We start from the raw sequence: 16,260 nt of genomic DNA on the forward strand, positions 1-16,260 counted from the left end.
ACCGTGCCGTGCGGCTGACGGCGCGGTGATACGGCGACCTGACGCGGCTCCCCGGGCGCCCGGTCTCTGCGCCCGTGAACAATGTCCCATGTGTGATTTCCCCCTCCCGGCCCACCGCGAAACGGCGGCTTGCGGGATGCTGTGGATAACGTTCGTTCACATCCCCGGCCCTTCAGGCACGGGAGACGCATGTGGAGGCAGTGATGGGTGTGACCGGTCCGATCCGTGTGGTGGTGGCCAAACCGGGCCTCGACGGCCATGACCGCGGGGCCAAGGTGATCGCGCGTGCGCTGCGGGACGCCGGTATGGAGGTCATCTACACGGGGCTCCACCAGACGCCCGAGCAGATCGTCGACACCGCCATCCAGGAGGACGCCGACGCGATCGGGCTCTCGATCCTCTCGGGCGCGCACAACACGCTGTTCGCGAAGGTGATCGAGCTGCTGAAGGAACGGGAGGCGGAGGACATCAAGGTCTTCGGCGGCGGCATCATCCCGGAGGCGGACATCGCACCGCTGAAGGAGCAGGGCGTCGCGGAGATCTTCACCCCCGGCGCGACGACCACCGCGATCGTCGACTGGGTCAACGCGCACGTCCGCCAGCCGGCCGGCGCCTGACCCGGCCGGGGGCCTCGGCCGCCCCGCAGGGCGCGGAGGTCCCATCGGCCGCGCTGATACCGGGCGGCGCCCCCCTGCCGGGGGCGACGGACCTGCGCGGCGCCGGGGGCCGCCTCGCGCCGGGTGGTGAGGAACGCGCCCGGTGCTGTGCCGGCCGCGCCCGCCCCGAGGCCTTTGCGCCGCGCGCGCCACAGTGGCCGCGCCCGCATTGCGCGGCCTGAACCCCCGCGCCGCGTCGGCCGCGCCCCGTCTGTACGTGCGCGACCCGGAACGCCACCGGACCGCCGCGTGCCGTGCCGGCCGTGCCCCGCCGCAGGGCCTGAACCCGCGCGCCGCGATGGCCGCGCCTGTGCCCGGTCCCAAGCGTGGGCGAGCGTGAGCGCGCCCGCTCGCAGCATCGGTCGGCCTTGCAGCCGGCCGGGACCGAGGCGGTCCCGTGCGCGCGCCCACGGGGCGGCCCCATGCCCGCGCACCGGGTCGCTCCGTGCCCGCGCGGGGCCCGGACTCGCGCCCGCGCGCGATGTCGGCTGCACAGCCCGGCCCCGTCCCACCGGCTGCCCACGCGCCCGCACGGGGGCGGTCCCGCCCCCGCGCCGCCCCGTCGTGCTCGGCCGCCCGTACCGGCGCGCCGCGTTGGCCGTGCCGCCCGTACCACTCGACGCACCCGGCGGCCTACGTGGCCGCGCCCGCTTCACGCCGGCCCGCGCCGGCCCGTCGTGCCCGGCCGCCCGTACCCGCGCGCCGCGTTGGCCGTGCCGGCCGTACCCCTCGGCACCCGGCGACCCACGTCGCCGCACCCGCTTCACAGCAGCCCGCGCATCCGCCCCCGCTTTACGCCGGTCCGCGCCGGCCCGTCGTGCTCGGCCGCCCGTACCCGCGTGCCGCGTTGGCCGTGCCGGCCGTACCCCTCGGCGCGACCGGCGGCCCACGTGGCCGCCCCGCACCGCCTCGCCGGTCGCCCGCGTGGCTTCACCCGTCTTCCGGGGGCGGGGACAGCTCGCTGTCCATCGTCGCGCGTAGGCGCAGGGTGGAGACCAGGCGCTGGAAGGCCTCCGACCAGTAGCCGTTCGCGCCGGGGGAGGCGTCCGCCGGTTCGGCGGGGGTGGTGGTCAGGACCTCCAGGCGGGTTGCCTCGGCCGGGGTCAGGCAGCGTTCCGCCAGGCCCATGACGCCGCTGAAGCTCCAGGGGTAACTGCCCGCGTCCCGGGCTATGTCGAGGGCGTCGACCACCGAGCGCCCGAGCGGCTCCGCCCAGGGCACCGGGCAGACCCCGAGCAGCTGGAACGCCTCCGACAACCCGTGCGCGGCGACGAAGTCGGCCACCCAGCCCGCCCGTTCCGCAGGGGGCAGCACCGCCAGGAGCTTCGCCCGCTCGGCGAGCGACGCCGTGCCGGGGCCGTTCGACGGGGGCGTCGAAGGGGGGCCGAGCAGGGCCCGCGCCCATGCCTCGTCGTTCTGCCGCACCGCCGCCCGGCACCACGCCGCGTGCAGTTCCTCGCCCCAGCCGTCCGCGACGGGCATCGCCACGATCTCCTCCGCGCCGCGCCCCCCGAACCGCGCGGGCCAGACGGAGAGCGGGGAGGCCTCCACCAACTGGCCGAGCCACCACGACCGTTCGCCCCGGCCGGACGGCGGGAGAGCCACCACCCCGTCGCGCTGCATCTCCGCGTCGCACTCGTGCGGGGCCTCCACCGCCACGAACGGCTTGTCACCGGTCAGCCCGGGGCTGACGCAGGACAGCGCGCGGTCCGCCATCCGGCGGGCAAGCGCCGAACCGGGCAGTGCGGACAGCAACTCGGCGGCGGTCGCCCGGACATTGCGGCTGCGGTCCGCGAGCGCCTGTTCGAGGAACTCCTCGTCCGCGCAGGACAGCCCCGTGCGCAGCGAGTCGACGAACATGAGCCGGTCCTCGGCCCGTTCCGTCCTCCAGGTGGTGGCGAGCAGCGCGCGGGCCGCCTCCGCGTCCCGCGCCCGTACAGCCCCGAGCAGGGCGACCCGCTCCGCGAACAGGCCCTCCTCCCACAGCCGTCGCACCGCTTCCGGATCGGTGAGGGACGGCAGCAGACCGCTTCCGGACGCACCGCGCAGCGCGAACTTCCACTCCGGGTTCAGCCCGGCCAGCCACAGCCCGCGCGGCCCCGCGAACTCCAGGGCCTGGGGCCGCAGATCGGTCCTGGCCCTGGCGGCGTCCAGCAGGGCGGGCAGCGCGGAGTCGGGCGCCCGGTAGCCGTGCAGGTTGGCGGTGGCCAGCCACTGCGGGATGAGCTCCGTCAGGTCGGGGGCCGTACCGCGTCTGCCGCCGGAACCGCCTGCCGCGGCCCGGTCCGCGAGGAGCTGCGCCAGCCGGCCGCGGGCGGCCTCGGGCAGCGGCGGGCGGGGGTCGTCGGGCGCGGGCGCGGGCCGGGGCGAGGCGGCGGCGGGCAGGAGCCCGGCCCGGCGCCGCACGGTGTGCAGCGCGGCGGCGTCCAGCAACGCCGAGGCCGCCCCGTCCGGGCCGGCGCCCGATGCGCCCCCTGGCGGGCGGCGGTCCGTGCCGAGCAGGGCCGAGGTGACCAGGTCCTCCCACGACGTGGCCGCGACCGCGTCGGCGAGGTCCCCCGACGCGGATGCGGACGCGGACGCGGGTGTGGTGGGTGAGGTGGTGCGGGACATCGCGCCTCCTTCGAGAAGTCCTTCTGGGGTCAGATGAGCGGTACGGTCTCGACGCCGGCGAGCCCCGCCCGCGGGGCCACCGCGGGCCAGGCGGCGAGCGGGTCGAAGCCGCGGTGGCCGCACTCGCCGAAGACGGTGAGAGGCCCGCCGCCCGAGACCGCGACGAGCTTCCAGAGCGCCGGCCGGGACAGCGCGGCGGCGGTGACGGGCAGCGCCTCACGGCCCTGCGCGTCCACCAGCTGCCAGCCGTCCACGCCCGGCACGGGTATGACGTCGCGCAATGTCACCGGCCAGGACTCCAGCCACGGATCGTCGCCCAGCGCCCGCCCGTACGCGGTGATCGCCTCGCCGACCGGCACCCCCGGCGGGGGCGTACCGGCCGGCTCGGGCACACCGAACCGCTCGCCCAGCTCGGCCCGCAGCCGGCCGGACCCCGGATGGGGCGTCAGCTCGGCGTCGATCGTCACCCCCACGGGCAGGGCGTGCCCCGGGGAGCGCCCGGCCGCCCCGAAGGACAGGAGCAGCGCCGTGCGGCCCGACTCCCCGCCGTACAGCCAGATGCGGCGGGTGACGATCTTGCCCTCGGGGGTGTCGTACTGGGCGAGGACCAGCCAGCGGTCGCGGACCGGCGGCCCCTCCGCCGGGGCCGGCAGGCCCACGCGGGTGCGGACCGTGGCCGCCAGCGGCTGCGGCAGGCGGTCGAGGCCCAGCCAGGCCGTGTCCAGCAGATGGAGCAGCGCGCACTCCTCCAGCAGCCGCACCGGCCAGCCGGGGCCCGACGCCGCGACCGACCCCAGCTCCCGCACCCGGCCCGCGAGACCCGGCGCCTGGGCGTCGACCATGCGGGCCGCCGTCTCCTCCCACAGCCCGTACCCCGCCTGCTCGACCGACGCGAGCCCCCCGCGCAGCAGGTCGGTCAGCCGCTGCTCCAGCTCCCGCGCACCGCCCCCTATCCGCTCCGCGCGCCTCTCCGCGCGCTTGCGCGCGGCCACCGGGTCGGCCGGCCCGTCACCCCCGGCGGCGGGCCGCGCCTTCGCCTCCGCGCGGTCGCGGCGGCCGGCCAGCCACTCCTCGGCCCAGTCCGGCGGTGACCCGGCGGGCACAGCCGTGCCGTCGGCCGCGCGCAGCAGCAACAGACCCAGCGCGTGTTTGCAGGGGAACTTCCGGCTGGGGCAACTACAGCGGTACGCGGGGCCGGTGGTGTCGACCACCGTCCGGTACGGCTTGCTGCCGCTCCCCTTGCACAGCCCCCACACCGCACCCGTGCCGTCCAGCCCGGTGTCCGACCAGGACGCGGACGCACCGAGCTTGTTCCCCGCCTTGCGTGAGGCGTCGTCAGGAGCCAGGGCCAATACCTGCTCCACCGTCCAGCGCGCCGCCGGAGCAGCGGCGCCCAAGGGTTCTCCCCCGTCAGTCAGCAGCATGCCAACGACGTTAGGCCGCCCCACTGACAATCGCCCTGACCTGCGCAAAGGCCAATTGTCAGTGCCATGGTGCACGGTGGGAACCACACCAGGCCGAGCGATCTGCCGAACGATCTGGAGGGGGATCCATGACCGTGCCCGAAAACACCGAGGCCACCGCCGGCGAGGTCCTGCGCCCGCATGCCGAGGACGCCTTCGCCGACGAGCTGAAGGCGCTCGCCGCCGCCGACGACCGCCCGCGCCCCGAGCGCTGGCGCCTGTCGCCCTGGGCCGTGGCCACGTATCTGCTCGGCGGCACCCTGCCCGACGGCACCGTCATCACACCCAAGTACGTGGGCCCGCGCCGCCTCGTCGAGGTCGCCGTCACCACGCTCGCCACCGACCGGGCACTACTGCTCCTCGGCGTCCCCGGCACCGCCAAGACCTGGGTCTCCGAACACCTGGCGGCCGCCGTCAGCGGCGACTCGACGCTGCTCGTCCAGGGCACGGCGGGCACCCCGGAGGAAGCCGTCCGCTACGGGTGGAACTACGCCCAGCTGCTCGCGCACGGCCCCAGCCGCGACGCGCTGGTGCCCAGCCCGCTGATGCGCGCCATGTCCCTGGGCATGACCGCCCGCATCGAGGAACTGACCCGTATCCCCGCCGATGTGCAGGACTCGCTGATCACGATCCTGTCGGAGAAGACGCTGCCCCTGCCCGAACTGGGCCAGGAGGTCCAGGCGGTGCGCGGGTTCAACGTCATCGCGACGGCCAACGACCGCGACCGGGGCGTCAACGAGCTGTCCAGCGCCCTGCGGCGCCGGTTCAACACGGTGGTGCTGCCGCTGCCGGCCACCCCGGAGGCAGAGGTTGACATCGTGTCCCGGCGCGTCGACCAGGTCGGGCGCTCGCTCGACCTGCCGCCCGCGCCCGACGGCCTCGCGGAGATCCGCCGCGTCGTCACGGTCTTCCGTGAACTGCGCGACGGCGTCACCAGCGACGGCCGCACCAAACTCAAGTCTCCCTCGGGGACGCTGTCCACGGCCGAGGCCATCTCCGTCGTCACCAACGGACTCGCTCTCGCCGCCCACTTCGGGGACGGCGTGCTGCGTCCGGGCGATGTCGCGGCCGGCATCCTCGGCGCGGTCGTCCGCGACCCGGCGGCCGACCGGGTGGTCTGGCAGGAGTACCTGGAGACCGTGGTGCGGGAGCGGGACGGCTGGAAGGACTTCTACCGGGCCTGCCGGGAGGCGTCCGTATGACCACCGCCCGCGCTTCGGGGCCGCTGCTGCTGGGGGTGCGGCACCACGGCCCCGGTTCCGCCCGCGCCGTCCGCGCCGCCCTGGACGCGGCCCGCCCGCGGGCCGTGCTCATCGAGGGCCCGCCCGAGGGCGACGCGCTCCTGTCGCTCGCCGCCGACGAGCAGATGCGGCCCCCCGTCGCCCTGCTCGCCCACGCCGTGGACGACCCGGGGCGGGCGGCGTTCTGGCCGTTCGCCGAGTTCTCCCCCGAGTGGGTCGCGATCCGCTGGGCCCTGGCGGGCGACGTCCCCGTCCGCTTCATCGACCTGCCCGCGGCCCACTCGCTGGCCATGGCGGAGGCGGGGACGGACCGGGACGAGGGCTCCGCCGAGGAGGACGGGCCGCCTGCCGCCGTGCCCGTCGACCCGATCCGGGTGCTCGCCGGGACCGCGGGGTACGACGACCCCGAGCGCTGGTGGGAGGACGTCGTCGAACACCGGGCCCCGGGCAGCGGCGAGGCGGCCGGCCCGCTCGCCGCGTTCGCCGCGCTCGGCGAGGCGATGACCGCCCTGCGCGAGGTGTACGGGGACGGCGGACATCCGCGCGACGCGGTCCGTGAGGCGTACATGCGCGTCCAGCTGCGCACGGCGGCCAAGGAGTTCGGCGACGACTTCGCCGTCGTGTGCGGCGCCTGGCATGTGCCCGCCCTGCGTACGCGCACGACGCTCACCGCCGACCGGGCCCTGCTCAAGGGGCTCCCCAAGGCCAAGGCGGAGCTGACCTGGGTGCCGTGGACCCACCAGCGGCTCGCCCGGCACAGCGGATACGGGGCGGGGATCGAGTCGCCCGGCTGGTACCAGCACCTCTTCGCCGCCCCGGACCGCCCGATCGAGCGCTGGATGACGAAGGTCGCCGGACTCCTGCGCGACGAGGACCGGTTCGTCTCCTCCGCCCATGTCATCGAGGCGGTCCGGCTCGCCGAGACGCTCGCCGCGATGCGCGGCCGGCCGCTCGCCGGGCTGAGCGAGACGACCGACGCGATCAGGGCCGTCATGTGCGAGGGCTCCGACGTTCCGCTCGCGCTCGTCCGGGACCGCCTCGTCGTCGGCTCCACGCTGGGCGAGGTCCCCGACACCGCCCCCGCCGTCCCCCTGCAACGCGACCTCACCCGGCAGCAGCGCACCCTCCGCCTCAAACCGGAGGCGGGCGAGCGGGAGACGGAGTTCGACCTCCGCAAGGAGACCGACGCCTCCCGCAGCCGACTGCTGCACCGGCTGCGCGTCCTCGGCATCGGCTGGGGCGAACCCGCCGCCGGCCGGGGGAGCACCGGCACCTTCCGGGAGAGCTGGCGGCTGCGCTGGGAGCCCGAGCTGTACGTGCGCGTCGCGGAGGCGGGCGTCTGGGGCACCACCGTGCTCTCCGCCGCCACCGCCCGCGCCGAGTCGGACGCCCTCGCCGCCACCGCGCTCGCCGAGGTCACCGCGCTGGCCGAGCGCTGCCTGCTGGCCGACCTGCCAGCCGCGCTGCCCGTCGTGATGCGGGCCCTCGCCGACCGCGCCGCGCTCGACACCGATGTCGGCCACCTCGCCGACGCCCTGCCCGCCCTGGCCCGCACCCTGCGCTACGGGGACGTCCGCTCCACGGACACCACCGCCCTCGGCGAGGTCGCCGCCGGCCTCGCGGAACGCATCTGCGTCGGCCTGCCGCCCGCCTGCACCGGGCTCGACGCCGACGGGGCCGAGGCGCTGCGCCGCCAGGTGGACGGTGTCCACACGGCGATCGGGCTGCTCGCCGGCGCCGTCCCTTCGAGCGCGGACGGGCTGCGCGAGCGCTGGCGGGCCGTGCTCCACAAGCTCGCCGTCCGGGACTCGGTCGCGGGAGTGATCCGGGGGCGGGCAGCCCGGCTGCTGCTGGACGACGGACACCTCGACCAGGACGCCGCGGCCCGGCTGATGGGCCTCGCCCTCTCCCCGGGCACACCGCCGGCCGACGCCGCCGCCTGGATCGAGGGCTTCGTCGGCGGGGCGGCGGGCGGCGGCATGCTCCTCGTCCACGACGAGCGGCTGCTCGCCCTGGTCGACTCCTGGCTCACCGGCGTCCCCGCCGACACCTTCACGGACGTACTGCCGTTGTTGCGCCGCACCTTCTCGGCGTACGAACCGGGCGTCCGGCGCACACTGGGCGACCTCGTCCGGCGCGGCCCGGCCCCCGCCGGGTCCCCGGGGAACGGCCCGGCGGGCGGCGGGACGACGGCCCCCGGCTTCGGCCCGGTCCTGGACACGGCCCGCGCGGACGCGGTGGTCCCGGTCCTGCGCCTCCTGCTCGGCCTGGACGAGCACCCCGCGACGGCAGAACCCGAAGCACCCGACGCCCCCGCCCACCCCGGGCGCCCCGCGACCGCGGCCCCCGCCCGCCACGACGACCCGCATCTGGGGGAAACGGCATGACGACGACCACGGACACCGCGGCACCCGGCACCACGCCCTCCGCCCGCGAGGAGCGGCTGCGGCGCTGGCGCCTGGTGCTGGGCGCGGACAGCGCCGAGAGCACCGGCCGCACCCTCACCGGGCGCGACGCCGCGATGGACGGGGCGCTCACCGCGCTCTACGAGAACGGCAACGGGGGACGGCCCGGCGGCCGGGGCGGCGGCGGGCGCTCGGCCGGACTCGGCGCCTCCGCCCCGTCCGTGGCCCGCTGGCTCGGCGACATCCGCACGTATTTCCCCAGCTCCGTCGTGCAGGTCATGCAGCGCGACGCCATCGACCGCCTCGGCCTCTCCGCGCTCCTGCTCGAACCGGAGATGCTGGAGGCCGTCGAGGCGGACGTCCACCTCGTCGGCACACTGCTCTCCCTCAACAAGGCGATGCCCGAGACGACGAAGGAGACCGCGCGAGCCGTGGTCCGCAAGGTCGTGGAGCAACTGGAGAAGCGGCTCACCACCCGCACCCGGGCCACCCTCACGGGCGCGCTCGACCGCTCGGCGAAGGTCACCCGGCCCCGCCACCACGACATCGACTGGGACCGCACCATCCGGGCCAACCTCAAGAACTACCTGGAGCTGCCCGGCCGGGAAGGCGCCGGCACGGTCGTCCCCGAACGACTCATCGGCTACGGGCGGGCCGCGCAGTCCGTGAAGAAGGACGTCATCCTCTGCATCGACCAGTCGGGCTCGATGGCGGCCTCCGTGGTCTACGCGTCGGTGTTCGGCGCGGTGCTCGCCTCGATGCGTGCCCTGCGGACCCGGCTCGTCGTCTTCGACACGGCGGTGGTCGATCTCACCGACCAGCTGGACGACCCGGTCGACGTCCTGTTCGGCACCCAGCTCGGCGGCGGCACCGACATCAACCGCGCCCTGGCCTACTGCCAGTCCCGGATCACCCGGCCGGCCGACACCGTCGTGGTCCTCATCAGCGACCTCTACGAGGGCGGCATCCGCAACGAGATGCTGAAGCGGGTCGCCGCGATGAAGGCCTCCGGCGTGCAGTTCGTCACCCTGCTCGCCCTCTCCGACGAGGGCGCCCCGGCCTACGACCGCGACCACGCCGCGGCACTGTCCGCCCTCGGCGCGCCCGCCTTCGCCTGCACGCCGGACCTCTTCCCGGACGTGATGGCCGCCGCGATCGAGAAGCGTCCCCTGCCGATACCCGACAAGGAGGCCGTCCGCTGAGGTCCGACCGGCCCCACCAGCGCGATTCTGTGACCGTAATCACCGCCCAGGTGTGATCTGCGATTTAGGGCCACACGGGGCTCGGGGATAACCTGCGAGATGGACATGCCGCGTATCCGGTCACCGTGTGCGCCTTCCTGGTGACACAGCAGTCACGTTGCCCCTCGCGGCACGCCCACGCAGAAAACCAACCGCGAGACCATTGATAAGGGACGGACGCGCGTGGACCTGTTCGAGTACCAGGCGAGGGACCTCTTCGCCAAGCACGGTGTACCGGTGCTGGCCGGTGAAGTCATTGACACGCCTGAGGCAGCCCGCGAGGCGACCGAGCGGCTGGGCGGCAAGTCGGTCGTCAAGGCGCAGGTGAAGGTCGGCGGCCGCGGCAAGGCCGGTGGCGTGAAGCTGGCAGCCGACCCCGACGAGGCGGTCGCCCGCGCGACCGACATCCTCGGCATGGACATCAAGGGCCACACGGTCCACAAGGTGATGATCGCCGAGCTGTCCCCGGAGATCGAGGCGGAGTACTACGTCTCGTACCTCCTCGACCGCACCAACCGCACCTTCCTGGCCATGGCCTCGGTGCAGGGTGGCATGGACATCGAGGAGGTCGCGGAGAAGACCCCCGAGGCCCTCGCGAAGGTCCCGGTCAACGCCGTCGACGGGGTCGACATCGCCAAGGCCCGCGAGATCGTGGCCCAGGCGAAGTTCCCGGCCGAGGTGGCCGAGGGCGTCGCCGAGGCCATGGTGACGCTGTGGGACACCTTCGTCGCCGAGGACGCGCTCCTCGTCGAGGTCAACCCGCTGGTGAAGACCAAGGACGGCCGCATCCTGGCCCTGGACGGCAAGGTCTCGCTCGACGAGAACGCCGACTTCCGCCAGCCCGAGCACGAGGCCCTTGAGGACAAGGCGGCGGCCAACCCGCTGGAGGCCGCGGCCAAGGCCAAGAACCTCAACTACGTCAAGCTCGACGGCGAGGTCGGCATCATCGGTAACGGTGCCGGTCTGGTCATGTCGACCCTGGACGTCGTCGCGTACGCCGGTGAGAAGCACGGCAACGTGAAGCCCGCCAACTTCCTCGACATCGGTGGCGGCGCCTCCGCCGAGGTCATGGCGAACGGCCTGGAGATCATCCTCGGCGACTCGGACGTCAAGTCCGTCTTCGTCAACGTCTTCGGTGGCATCACCGCCTGCGACGAGGTCGCCAACGGCATCGTCCAGGCGCTCGAACTGCTCAAGTCCAAGGGCGAGGACGTCACCAAGCCGCTGGTCGTGCGCCTCGACGGCAACAACGCGGAGCTGGGTCGCAAGATCCTCTCCGACGCCAACCACCCGCTGGTGCAGCGCGTGGACACCATGGACGGCGCGGCCGACAAGGCCGCCGAGCTCGCCGCGGCTGCGAAGTAAGGAAGAGGGACTCAGACCACCATGGCTATCTTCCTCACCAAGGACAGCAAGGTCATCGTCCAGGGGATGACCGGCGCCACCGGCATGAAGCACACCAAGCTCATGCTCGGCGACGGCACCAACATCGTCGGCGGCGTGAACCCCCGCAAGGCCGGCACGACCGTCGACTTCGACGGCACCGAGGTACCCGTCTTCGGCTCCGTCGCCGAGGCGATGGAGAAGACCGGCGCCAACGTGTCCGTCCTCTTCGTGCCGCCGGCCTTCGCGAAGGCCGCCGTCGTCGAGGCGATCGACGCCGAGATCCCGCTCGCCGTCGTGATCACCGAGGGCATCGCCGTCCACGACTCGGCCGCCTTCTGGGCGTACGCCGGCTCGAAGGGCAACAAGACCCGCATCATCGGTCCGAACTGCCCCGGCCTGATCACCCCCGGCCAGTCCAACGCCGGCATCATCCCGGGCGACATCACCAAGCCCGGCCGCATCGGTCTCGTGTCCAAGTCCGGCACGCTGACCTACCAGATGATGTACGAGCTCCGTGACATCGGCTTCTCGTCCGCCGTCGGCATCGGTGGCGACCCGGTCATCGGCACGACGCACATCGACGCCCTGGAGGCGTTCGAGGCCGACCCCGAGACCGACCTGATCGTCATGATCGGCGAGATCGGCGGCGACGCCGAGGAGCGTGCGGCGGAATTCATCGCGAAGAACGTCACCAAGCCGGTCGTCGGTTACGTCGCGGGCTTCACCGCCCCCGAGGGCAAGACCATGGGCCACGCCGGCGCCATCGTCTCCGGTTCCTCCGGCACCGCGCAGGCGAAGAAGGAGGCCCTTGAGGCCGCCGGCGTCAAGGTCGGCAAGACGCCGACCGAGACCGCCAAGCTGGCGCGCGAGATCCTCGGCGCCTGACGCACGCGGCCGCGCGGCAGCGCGGCACCGTACGCATGACGCGGGCCCGTCCCTCCGGATTCGGAGGGACGGGCCCGCGTCGTTGTGCGGGGGGATCTCCCGCTCAGCCGGCCCGGGGGACCAGCCGGGCCGGGCCGTGGACCAGTTCGTCGCCGAGCTTCTTCCGCAGCTTCACATCCCCGGGCGTCAGCTTCTGCGGGCCCCCGACCGGAGGCACCCCGCCGACCTGCTGGGCGGGCGACGGCGGCGATTCGTACTTCCGGGGAGCCGTTGCCAGGGCGATCAGGGTGAGACCGACGATCAGCACGGTGAACGCGATGGCCGACCGGGCCCACAGCTGTGCCTTGCGCTCACTGCCGGTACGGATCAGCTCCGGCACCGGAAGCGAGGAGGCGGGCTGGGTACGGGCCAGGGCACCCAGGTGCTCGTGGAGCAGGGCGGACCGCCCGTCCTGCGACTCGGGCTCCGCGACCTCGGGCAGCCGCTGTCCGACCGCCGCCCGCGCGGTCACCAGCCGCCCGGCCGCGGCGCGTGTGCTCGCCTCGGTCTCCGCTGCGGTCTCCGGTAGCCCGAGCCCCACGCCGTCGTGCAGCACCAGCGTGCGCCGGTACGAGGGCGGCAGCTCCAGCAGCGCGTCGAGCAGCGCGCGCTGCCCCGGTGCCTCGGGCGGGGGGTCGAGGCGCCGGTGCTCCCCGCGCAGCCGGCGCCAGGGCGACATCGCGTGCTCGTAGGCGGCGGCCCGTACCCAGCCCACCGGGTCCCGGTCCACCGCCACCTCCGGCCAGCGCTGCCAGGCCAGCTCGAACGCCTTGGCCACCGCCTCGCGGGACAGGGCGCGCCGCCCGGTCAGCAGATACGTCTGGTGGAAGAGGGCCGCCGCGGCGTGACCGTACAACGCGTCGAACGCCTCGGCGGGCGAAAGCCCGGCCCCAGCCGTCCCGTCCGCCCGGTCGGTCTCGGCGGCCTCGCCCGTCCCGGTGGCCTCCCGCTCCTCATCGGCCGCCACGGGCGCAGCGACCGGCACAGGGGCAGGCGCGACCGTGGGCACGGGCGGAGCCGTCGGAGGTTCGGGCGTGGTGCCCCCGCCGGGCTCGGCGGAGGCCATGGCGGCATCACTCCCGGCGGCTTCGACGAGGACCGGCGGAGGGGGGTCGGCCGGCGCGGACCTCTCCGGCTCCGCGAGGACCGGCGGAGGGGACACCACCGGCTCCACCGGCTTCTCCGGCGCGACCGGCGCGAGCGGCTTCTCCGGCTCCACCGGCTCGGCGGCGGTGGTGGTGGCGGCGGTGGCAGGTGGTGGTTTCGGCTGCTCGGTGGAGGGCTTCGGCGTGGCGTTCGAAGCCTTCCTTTCGGCGGGGGAAGGGGCTGGAGTGTCGATCGTCCCGATCAGCCGGGCGTACGCCTCGCGCTTGCGTCCGCGCGGGCTGGTGCGGCCCGTCTCCCATGCCCGCACCGTGGCCCGGGTGACGCCCACGGCCGCCGCCACCTGCTCCTCGGTCAGCGACTTGGCCTCCCGCAGCCTGCGCCGTTCCTTGGGTGAGGGGAGCGGAGCGGCGGTGGCCGTGCCCGACGTGCTCTGCGTCATGAGGGCCGCCCGCGCGGCCTGCACCGAGTGAAAAAGTACATAAACGTATATTGAGCGACACAACGGCCGTTCGCCCGTTACACGGAATAAGCGCGTGTCGTTGGCAGCATGACGGCGTGACCCAAGTGACCGAACGCAGCCCGTCGTTGTCGGCCGAGCAGGCGGGGCCCGCCGTACTGGTCGCGGCCGCGCTGCGCGGGGCCGTCGCGGCAGGGCTCGGACTGGGCTCCCTCGCGGTCCTCGTCGCAGCCGTCTGGATCAGTTCCCCGGCCCCCGACAGCGGGCCCGGCGAGGCGTTCCACGCGGCAGCGGGCCTGTGGCTGCTGGCGCACGGCGCCGAGCTGGTCAGGACGGAGACCCTGACCGGAGCCCCGGCTCCGGTGGGCGTCGTCCCACTGCTGCTCGCCGCCCTGCCGGTGTGGCTGGTGCACCGGGCGGCCAGGGATGTCCTGGATCCGGAGGAGGGGCGCGCGGCCCCGTCGCCCGGGGGTGCGTTCGCCCTGGTGACGGGCGGATATCTGCTGGTCGGTGCCGCGGTCGCCCTCTACGCGCGGGGTTCCTCGCTGTCCGCCGGGCCGCTGTCCCTGCTGTTCCCCGCGGTGCCGGTGGTGGCGGGTGCGGCGGCCGCCGGGGTGTGGACGGCCTGCGGGCGCCCCCTCGGCCCGCCGCCGTCCTGGGCGCCGGTCCGGCTGCACGAGGCGATGGCGCGCACCCGGTTCGTGCGGCGGGCCGAGGCGGTGGGCCGGTCGGCGGCGGCCGGGACCGCGGTGCTGCTGGGCGGGGGAGCGCTGGTCGTGGCGGTGGCGCTGGTGTGGCACGGGGGGCCGGTGCAGGATTCCTTCCTGCGCCTCGCGGGGGACTGGGGCGGGCGGGTCGCCGTCCTCCTGCTGGCGCTCGGCCTGGTGCCGAACGCGGCGGTGTGGGGTGCGGCGTACGGACTCGGTCCGGGCTTCGCCCTCGGTACGGAGTCGACGGTGACCCCGCTCGCCTTCGCGGGGCACCCGGCGGTACCGGACTTCCCGCTCCTCGCCGCGATGCCGGCCCAGGGCCAGGGCACGCCGCTGAACTGGGCGGCCGGCGCGGTCCCGGTCGCGGCGGCGCTGACGGTCGCCTGGTTCACCGTACGGCGGGCGGCACCGGCCGGAGGTGTACGGGAGGAGGCATGGAGTCTGCGGGAGACGGCGCTCACCACCGCGCTGGCGGCGGTCGGCTGCGGAATCGGTGCGGCCCTGCCGGCAGCCGCGGCGGGCGGGCCGCTCGGCACGCACGCTCTCGCGGACTTCGGCCCGGTGTGGTGGCTCACCGGGGCGGCGGCGCTGGTCTGGACGGCCGTGCTCGGCGTCCCGGCGGCCCTGCTGCTGCGGGCCTGGCGACTGCGCGGACGTACGGATGAGGAGCGGCCGGGGGCCGTACCGGACAGCGCCGGAGAGGTGCGGGCGCGACCGGAGCCGAAGGCGTCCGGGGCCACGGAGAAGGGCCCCCGGCGCAGGTGGTGGCCCCGCCGTGGAAGCCGCGGCACGGAGGAGGAGCCGGAAGCGCGGAGCGGGGAGGCGCCCGCCCCCGTGCCCGCCCCGGCGCCCGGCGGCGGCCTGGACGAGGACATCGAGGCGTACGACTTCCTGCCGACGGACCCCTGGCACGCCCGGACGGCCGACGAGCCCCCGGCCCCCGCGCCGGAGCCCGCACCCGTGGCCGCGACTACGGACGCCGAGCCGCACAAGGCCCCGGAGGCGGCGAGGGATCCGGAGGCCGAGCCGGAGCCCGGCCCCCCGGCCGCTACTTCTTGACGCCGAAGAAGGGTTCCAGCGGCTTCGGGAGCAGATCGTTGCAGGCCACCTCGCCCGACTTGGTGAGGGCGTCGTTCACGCAGGTGTAGTAGTCGCGGTAGACCAGCTGCACGGTGAACGTCGTCGCGACGATCGCCAGCGCGACCAGCCCCGTCACCAGACCGCCGACCGCGGCCGTGGTCTGCTGCCGGCCCATGCGCTGGGTGGCCTGGGTGTCCTTCGCGCCGGCGGTCCCCTGCCCGGCGGGGGCGGCGGGGCCCCAGGCGTTGGGCCGCTGCCCCGGCCCGCCGTCGGAAGCCGCACCGTCCGCCCCGGGAGCGGGAGCGGGCGTGCCCGGCCGGGCCGCAGGGTCCTTCGGCCTTCCCCGCAGCGCGCTGATCGACCAGTAGGTGGCGAGCGCGCCGAGCAGCAGGGCGATCTCCGGGAAGTCGAAGATCGCGAAGAAGAAGGCCCACATGCCGCCGAGCAGCGCGTAGCGGGCGCGGCGCTGGATGGGGTCGGTCGGGTCCCAGCGCGGTCCGGCGGGGGCGCCCTCGGGGCCGCCCTTGCCGTTCGGTCCGCCCGGCCCCGCGGGCCGGCCGCCGAAGCCGCCGTTCTGGCGGCCCGGCTGCCGGCTGCTCCACTGGCTGCCCCATACGGGCCGCTTGTCGGAGGACTGGCTGTCGTTCCCGTCGTCCCCGCCGTCGCCGTTGCCCTCCGGGCCGCCGCCGGCCGGGTGGCGCGGCTGCCAGGGCTGGTCGGGCCGGCCCTCGGGCGGCGGCGCGAACGGATTGTCGTCGCCCTGCGGATTTTCGGAGGACCCGGAGGACCCCGACCCGGACGGAGAGGAGGACGAGGAAGAAGAGGAGGAGGCGCGCTCCCGCATCAGCAGGGTGGCCTGCCCGGGCAGCGGACGGTGGAAGGCGGTGCGGCGGCGTCGGTCCGGCATGTGGTGAACGTCTTCCCCATCTCGTCATTTCCGCCCGGTGGACGGTTCGCTGTCCCCTGACGCTACCTTC

General features: G+C 75.0%; 11 protein-coding genes. 7 read left to right on the forward strand and 4 right to left on the reverse strand.

Going from position 1 to position 16,260, the window contains the following annotated elements; all coding sequences use genetic code 11:
- Nucleotides 1-203: 203 nt before the first annotated feature.
- Nucleotides 204-617, forward strand: a complete 414-nt coding sequence (gene icmB, locus P8A18_RS21305) for a coenzyme B12-dependent isobutyryl CoA mutase small subunit (protein WP_306056685.1) — start codon at nucleotides 204-206, stop codon at nucleotides 615-617.
- A 969-nt stretch (nucleotides 618-1,586) separates the two neighbouring features.
- On the opposite strand, the gene P8A18_RS21310 is transcribed toward icmB, so the two are convergent.
- Together P8A18_RS21310 and P8A18_RS21315 are read right to left on the reverse strand one after the other, a co-directional pair.
- Entirely contained in the window at nucleotides 1,587-3,269 is a 1,683-nt protein-coding gene (locus tag P8A18_RS21310; protein ID WP_306056686.1) for a DUF5691 domain-containing protein, read from the reverse strand.
- A gap of 29 nt (nucleotides 3,270-3,298) precedes the next feature.
- Nucleotides 3,299-4,693, reverse strand: coding sequence for an SWIM zinc finger family protein (locus tag P8A18_RS21315; RefSeq protein WP_306056688.1), 1,395 nt, complete (start codon nucleotides 4,691-4,693; stop codon nucleotides 3,299-3,301).
- Nucleotides 4,694-4,821: 128 nt separating this feature from the next.
- On the opposite strand from P8A18_RS21315, the gene P8A18_RS21320 reads away from it, so the two are divergent.
- The 5 genes from P8A18_RS21320 (at nucleotide 4,822) to sucD (ending at nucleotide 11,890) form a co-directional block, all read left to right on the forward strand.
- Nucleotides 4,822-5,934, forward strand: a complete 1,113-nt coding sequence (locus tag P8A18_RS21320; protein ID WP_306056690.1) for an ATP-binding protein — start codon at nucleotides 4,822-4,824, stop codon at nucleotides 5,932-5,934.
- The gene (locus tag P8A18_RS21325; protein WP_306056691.1) at nucleotides 5,931-8,360 is read left to right on the forward strand and encodes a DUF5682 family protein; all 2,430 of its coding nucleotides are present in this window, start codon (nucleotides 5,931-5,933) and stop codon (nucleotides 8,358-8,360) included. Before P8A18_RS21320 ends, P8A18_RS21325 begins: the two co-directional genes overlap by 4 nt.
- Nucleotides 8,357-9,580, forward strand: a complete 1,224-nt coding sequence (locus P8A18_RS21330) for a vWA domain-containing protein (protein WP_306056693.1) — start codon at nucleotides 8,357-8,359, stop codon at nucleotides 9,578-9,580. Before P8A18_RS21325 ends, P8A18_RS21330 begins: the two co-directional genes overlap by 4 nt.
- Nucleotides 9,581-9,802: 222 nt before the next feature.
- The gene (sucC, locus tag P8A18_RS21335) at nucleotides 9,803-10,984 is read left to right on the forward strand and encodes an ADP-forming succinate--CoA ligase subunit beta (protein WP_306056694.1); all 1,182 of its coding nucleotides are present in this window, start codon (nucleotides 9,803-9,805) and stop codon (nucleotides 10,982-10,984) included.
- A gap of 21 nt (nucleotides 10,985-11,005) precedes the next feature.
- The gene (gene sucD, locus P8A18_RS21340) at nucleotides 11,006-11,890 is read left to right on the forward strand and encodes a succinate--CoA ligase subunit alpha (RefSeq protein ID WP_306056696.1); all 885 of its coding nucleotides are present in this window, start codon (nucleotides 11,006-11,008) and stop codon (nucleotides 11,888-11,890) included.
- 103 nt (nucleotides 11,891-11,993) lie between these two features.
- On the opposite strand, the gene P8A18_RS21345 is transcribed toward sucD, so the two are convergent.
- A complete protein-coding gene (locus tag P8A18_RS21345) occupies nucleotides 11,994-13,475 on the reverse strand; it encodes a helix-turn-helix domain-containing protein (RefSeq protein WP_306056697.1) in 1,482 nt (493 codons plus the stop codon).
- A 125-nt stretch (nucleotides 13,476-13,600) separates the two neighbouring features.
- Here P8A18_RS21345 and P8A18_RS21350 point away from each other — a divergent pair, with 125 nt between their 5' ends.
- The gene (locus tag P8A18_RS21350) at nucleotides 13,601-15,262 is read left to right on the forward strand and encodes a cell division protein PerM (RefSeq protein WP_306061048.1); all 1,662 of its coding nucleotides are present in this window, start codon (nucleotides 13,601-13,603) and stop codon (nucleotides 15,260-15,262) included.
- Here P8A18_RS21350 and P8A18_RS21355 read toward each other — a convergent pair.
- Nucleotides 15,252-16,190 (reverse strand): hypothetical protein, encoded by a 939-nt coding sequence (locus tag P8A18_RS21355; protein WP_306056699.1) that lies wholly within the window; start codon nucleotides 16,188-16,190, stop codon nucleotides 15,252-15,254. The two genes, P8A18_RS21350 and P8A18_RS21355, sit on opposite strands and share 11 nt — an antisense overlap.
- Nucleotides 16,191-16,260: the final 70 nt, after the last annotated feature.

It is taken from the genome of Streptomyces sp. Mut1 (genome assembly GCF_030719295.1).
Classification (GTDB): domain Bacteria; phylum Actinomycetota; class Actinomycetes; order Streptomycetales; family Streptomycetaceae; genus Streptomyces; species Streptomyces castrisilvae.

What these genes read in the sequence shown, in the direction of transcription:
- icmB (WP_306056685.1), top strand. Translation starts at nt 204, where the DNA reads ATGGGTGTGACCGGTCCGATCCGTGTGGTGGTGGCCAAACCGGGCCTC.
- sucD (WP_306056696.1), top strand. Translation starts at nt 11,006, where the DNA reads ATGGCTATCTTCCTCACCAAGGACAGCAAGGTCATCGTCCAGGGGATG.
- P8A18_RS21330 (WP_306056693.1), top strand. Translation starts at nt 8,357, where the DNA reads ATGACGACGACCACGGACACCGCGGCACCCGGCACCACGCCCTCCGCC.
- P8A18_RS21320 (WP_306056690.1), top strand. Translation starts at nt 4,822, where the DNA reads ATGACCGTGCCCGAAAACACCGAGGCCACCGCCGGCGAGGTCCTGCGC.
- P8A18_RS21325 (WP_306056691.1), top strand. Translation starts at nt 5,931, where the DNA reads ATGACCACCGCCCGCGCTTCGGGGCCGCTGCTGCTGGGGGTGCGGCAC.
- P8A18_RS21355 (WP_306056699.1), bottom strand. Translation starts at nt 16,190, where the DNA reads ATGCCGGACCGACGCCGCCGCACCGCCTTCCACCGTCCGCTGCCCGGG.
- P8A18_RS21310 (WP_306056686.1), bottom strand. Translation starts at nt 3,269, where the DNA reads ATGTCCCGCACCACCTCACCCACCACACCCGCGTCCGCGTCCGCATCC.
- P8A18_RS21315 (WP_306056688.1), bottom strand. Translation starts at nt 4,693, where the DNA reads ATGCTGCTGACTGACGGGGGAGAACCCTTGGGCGCCGCTGCTCCGGCG.
- P8A18_RS21345 (WP_306056697.1), bottom strand. Translation starts at nt 13,475, where the DNA reads ATGACGCAGAGCACGTCGGGCACGGCCACCGCCGCTCCGCTCCCCTCA.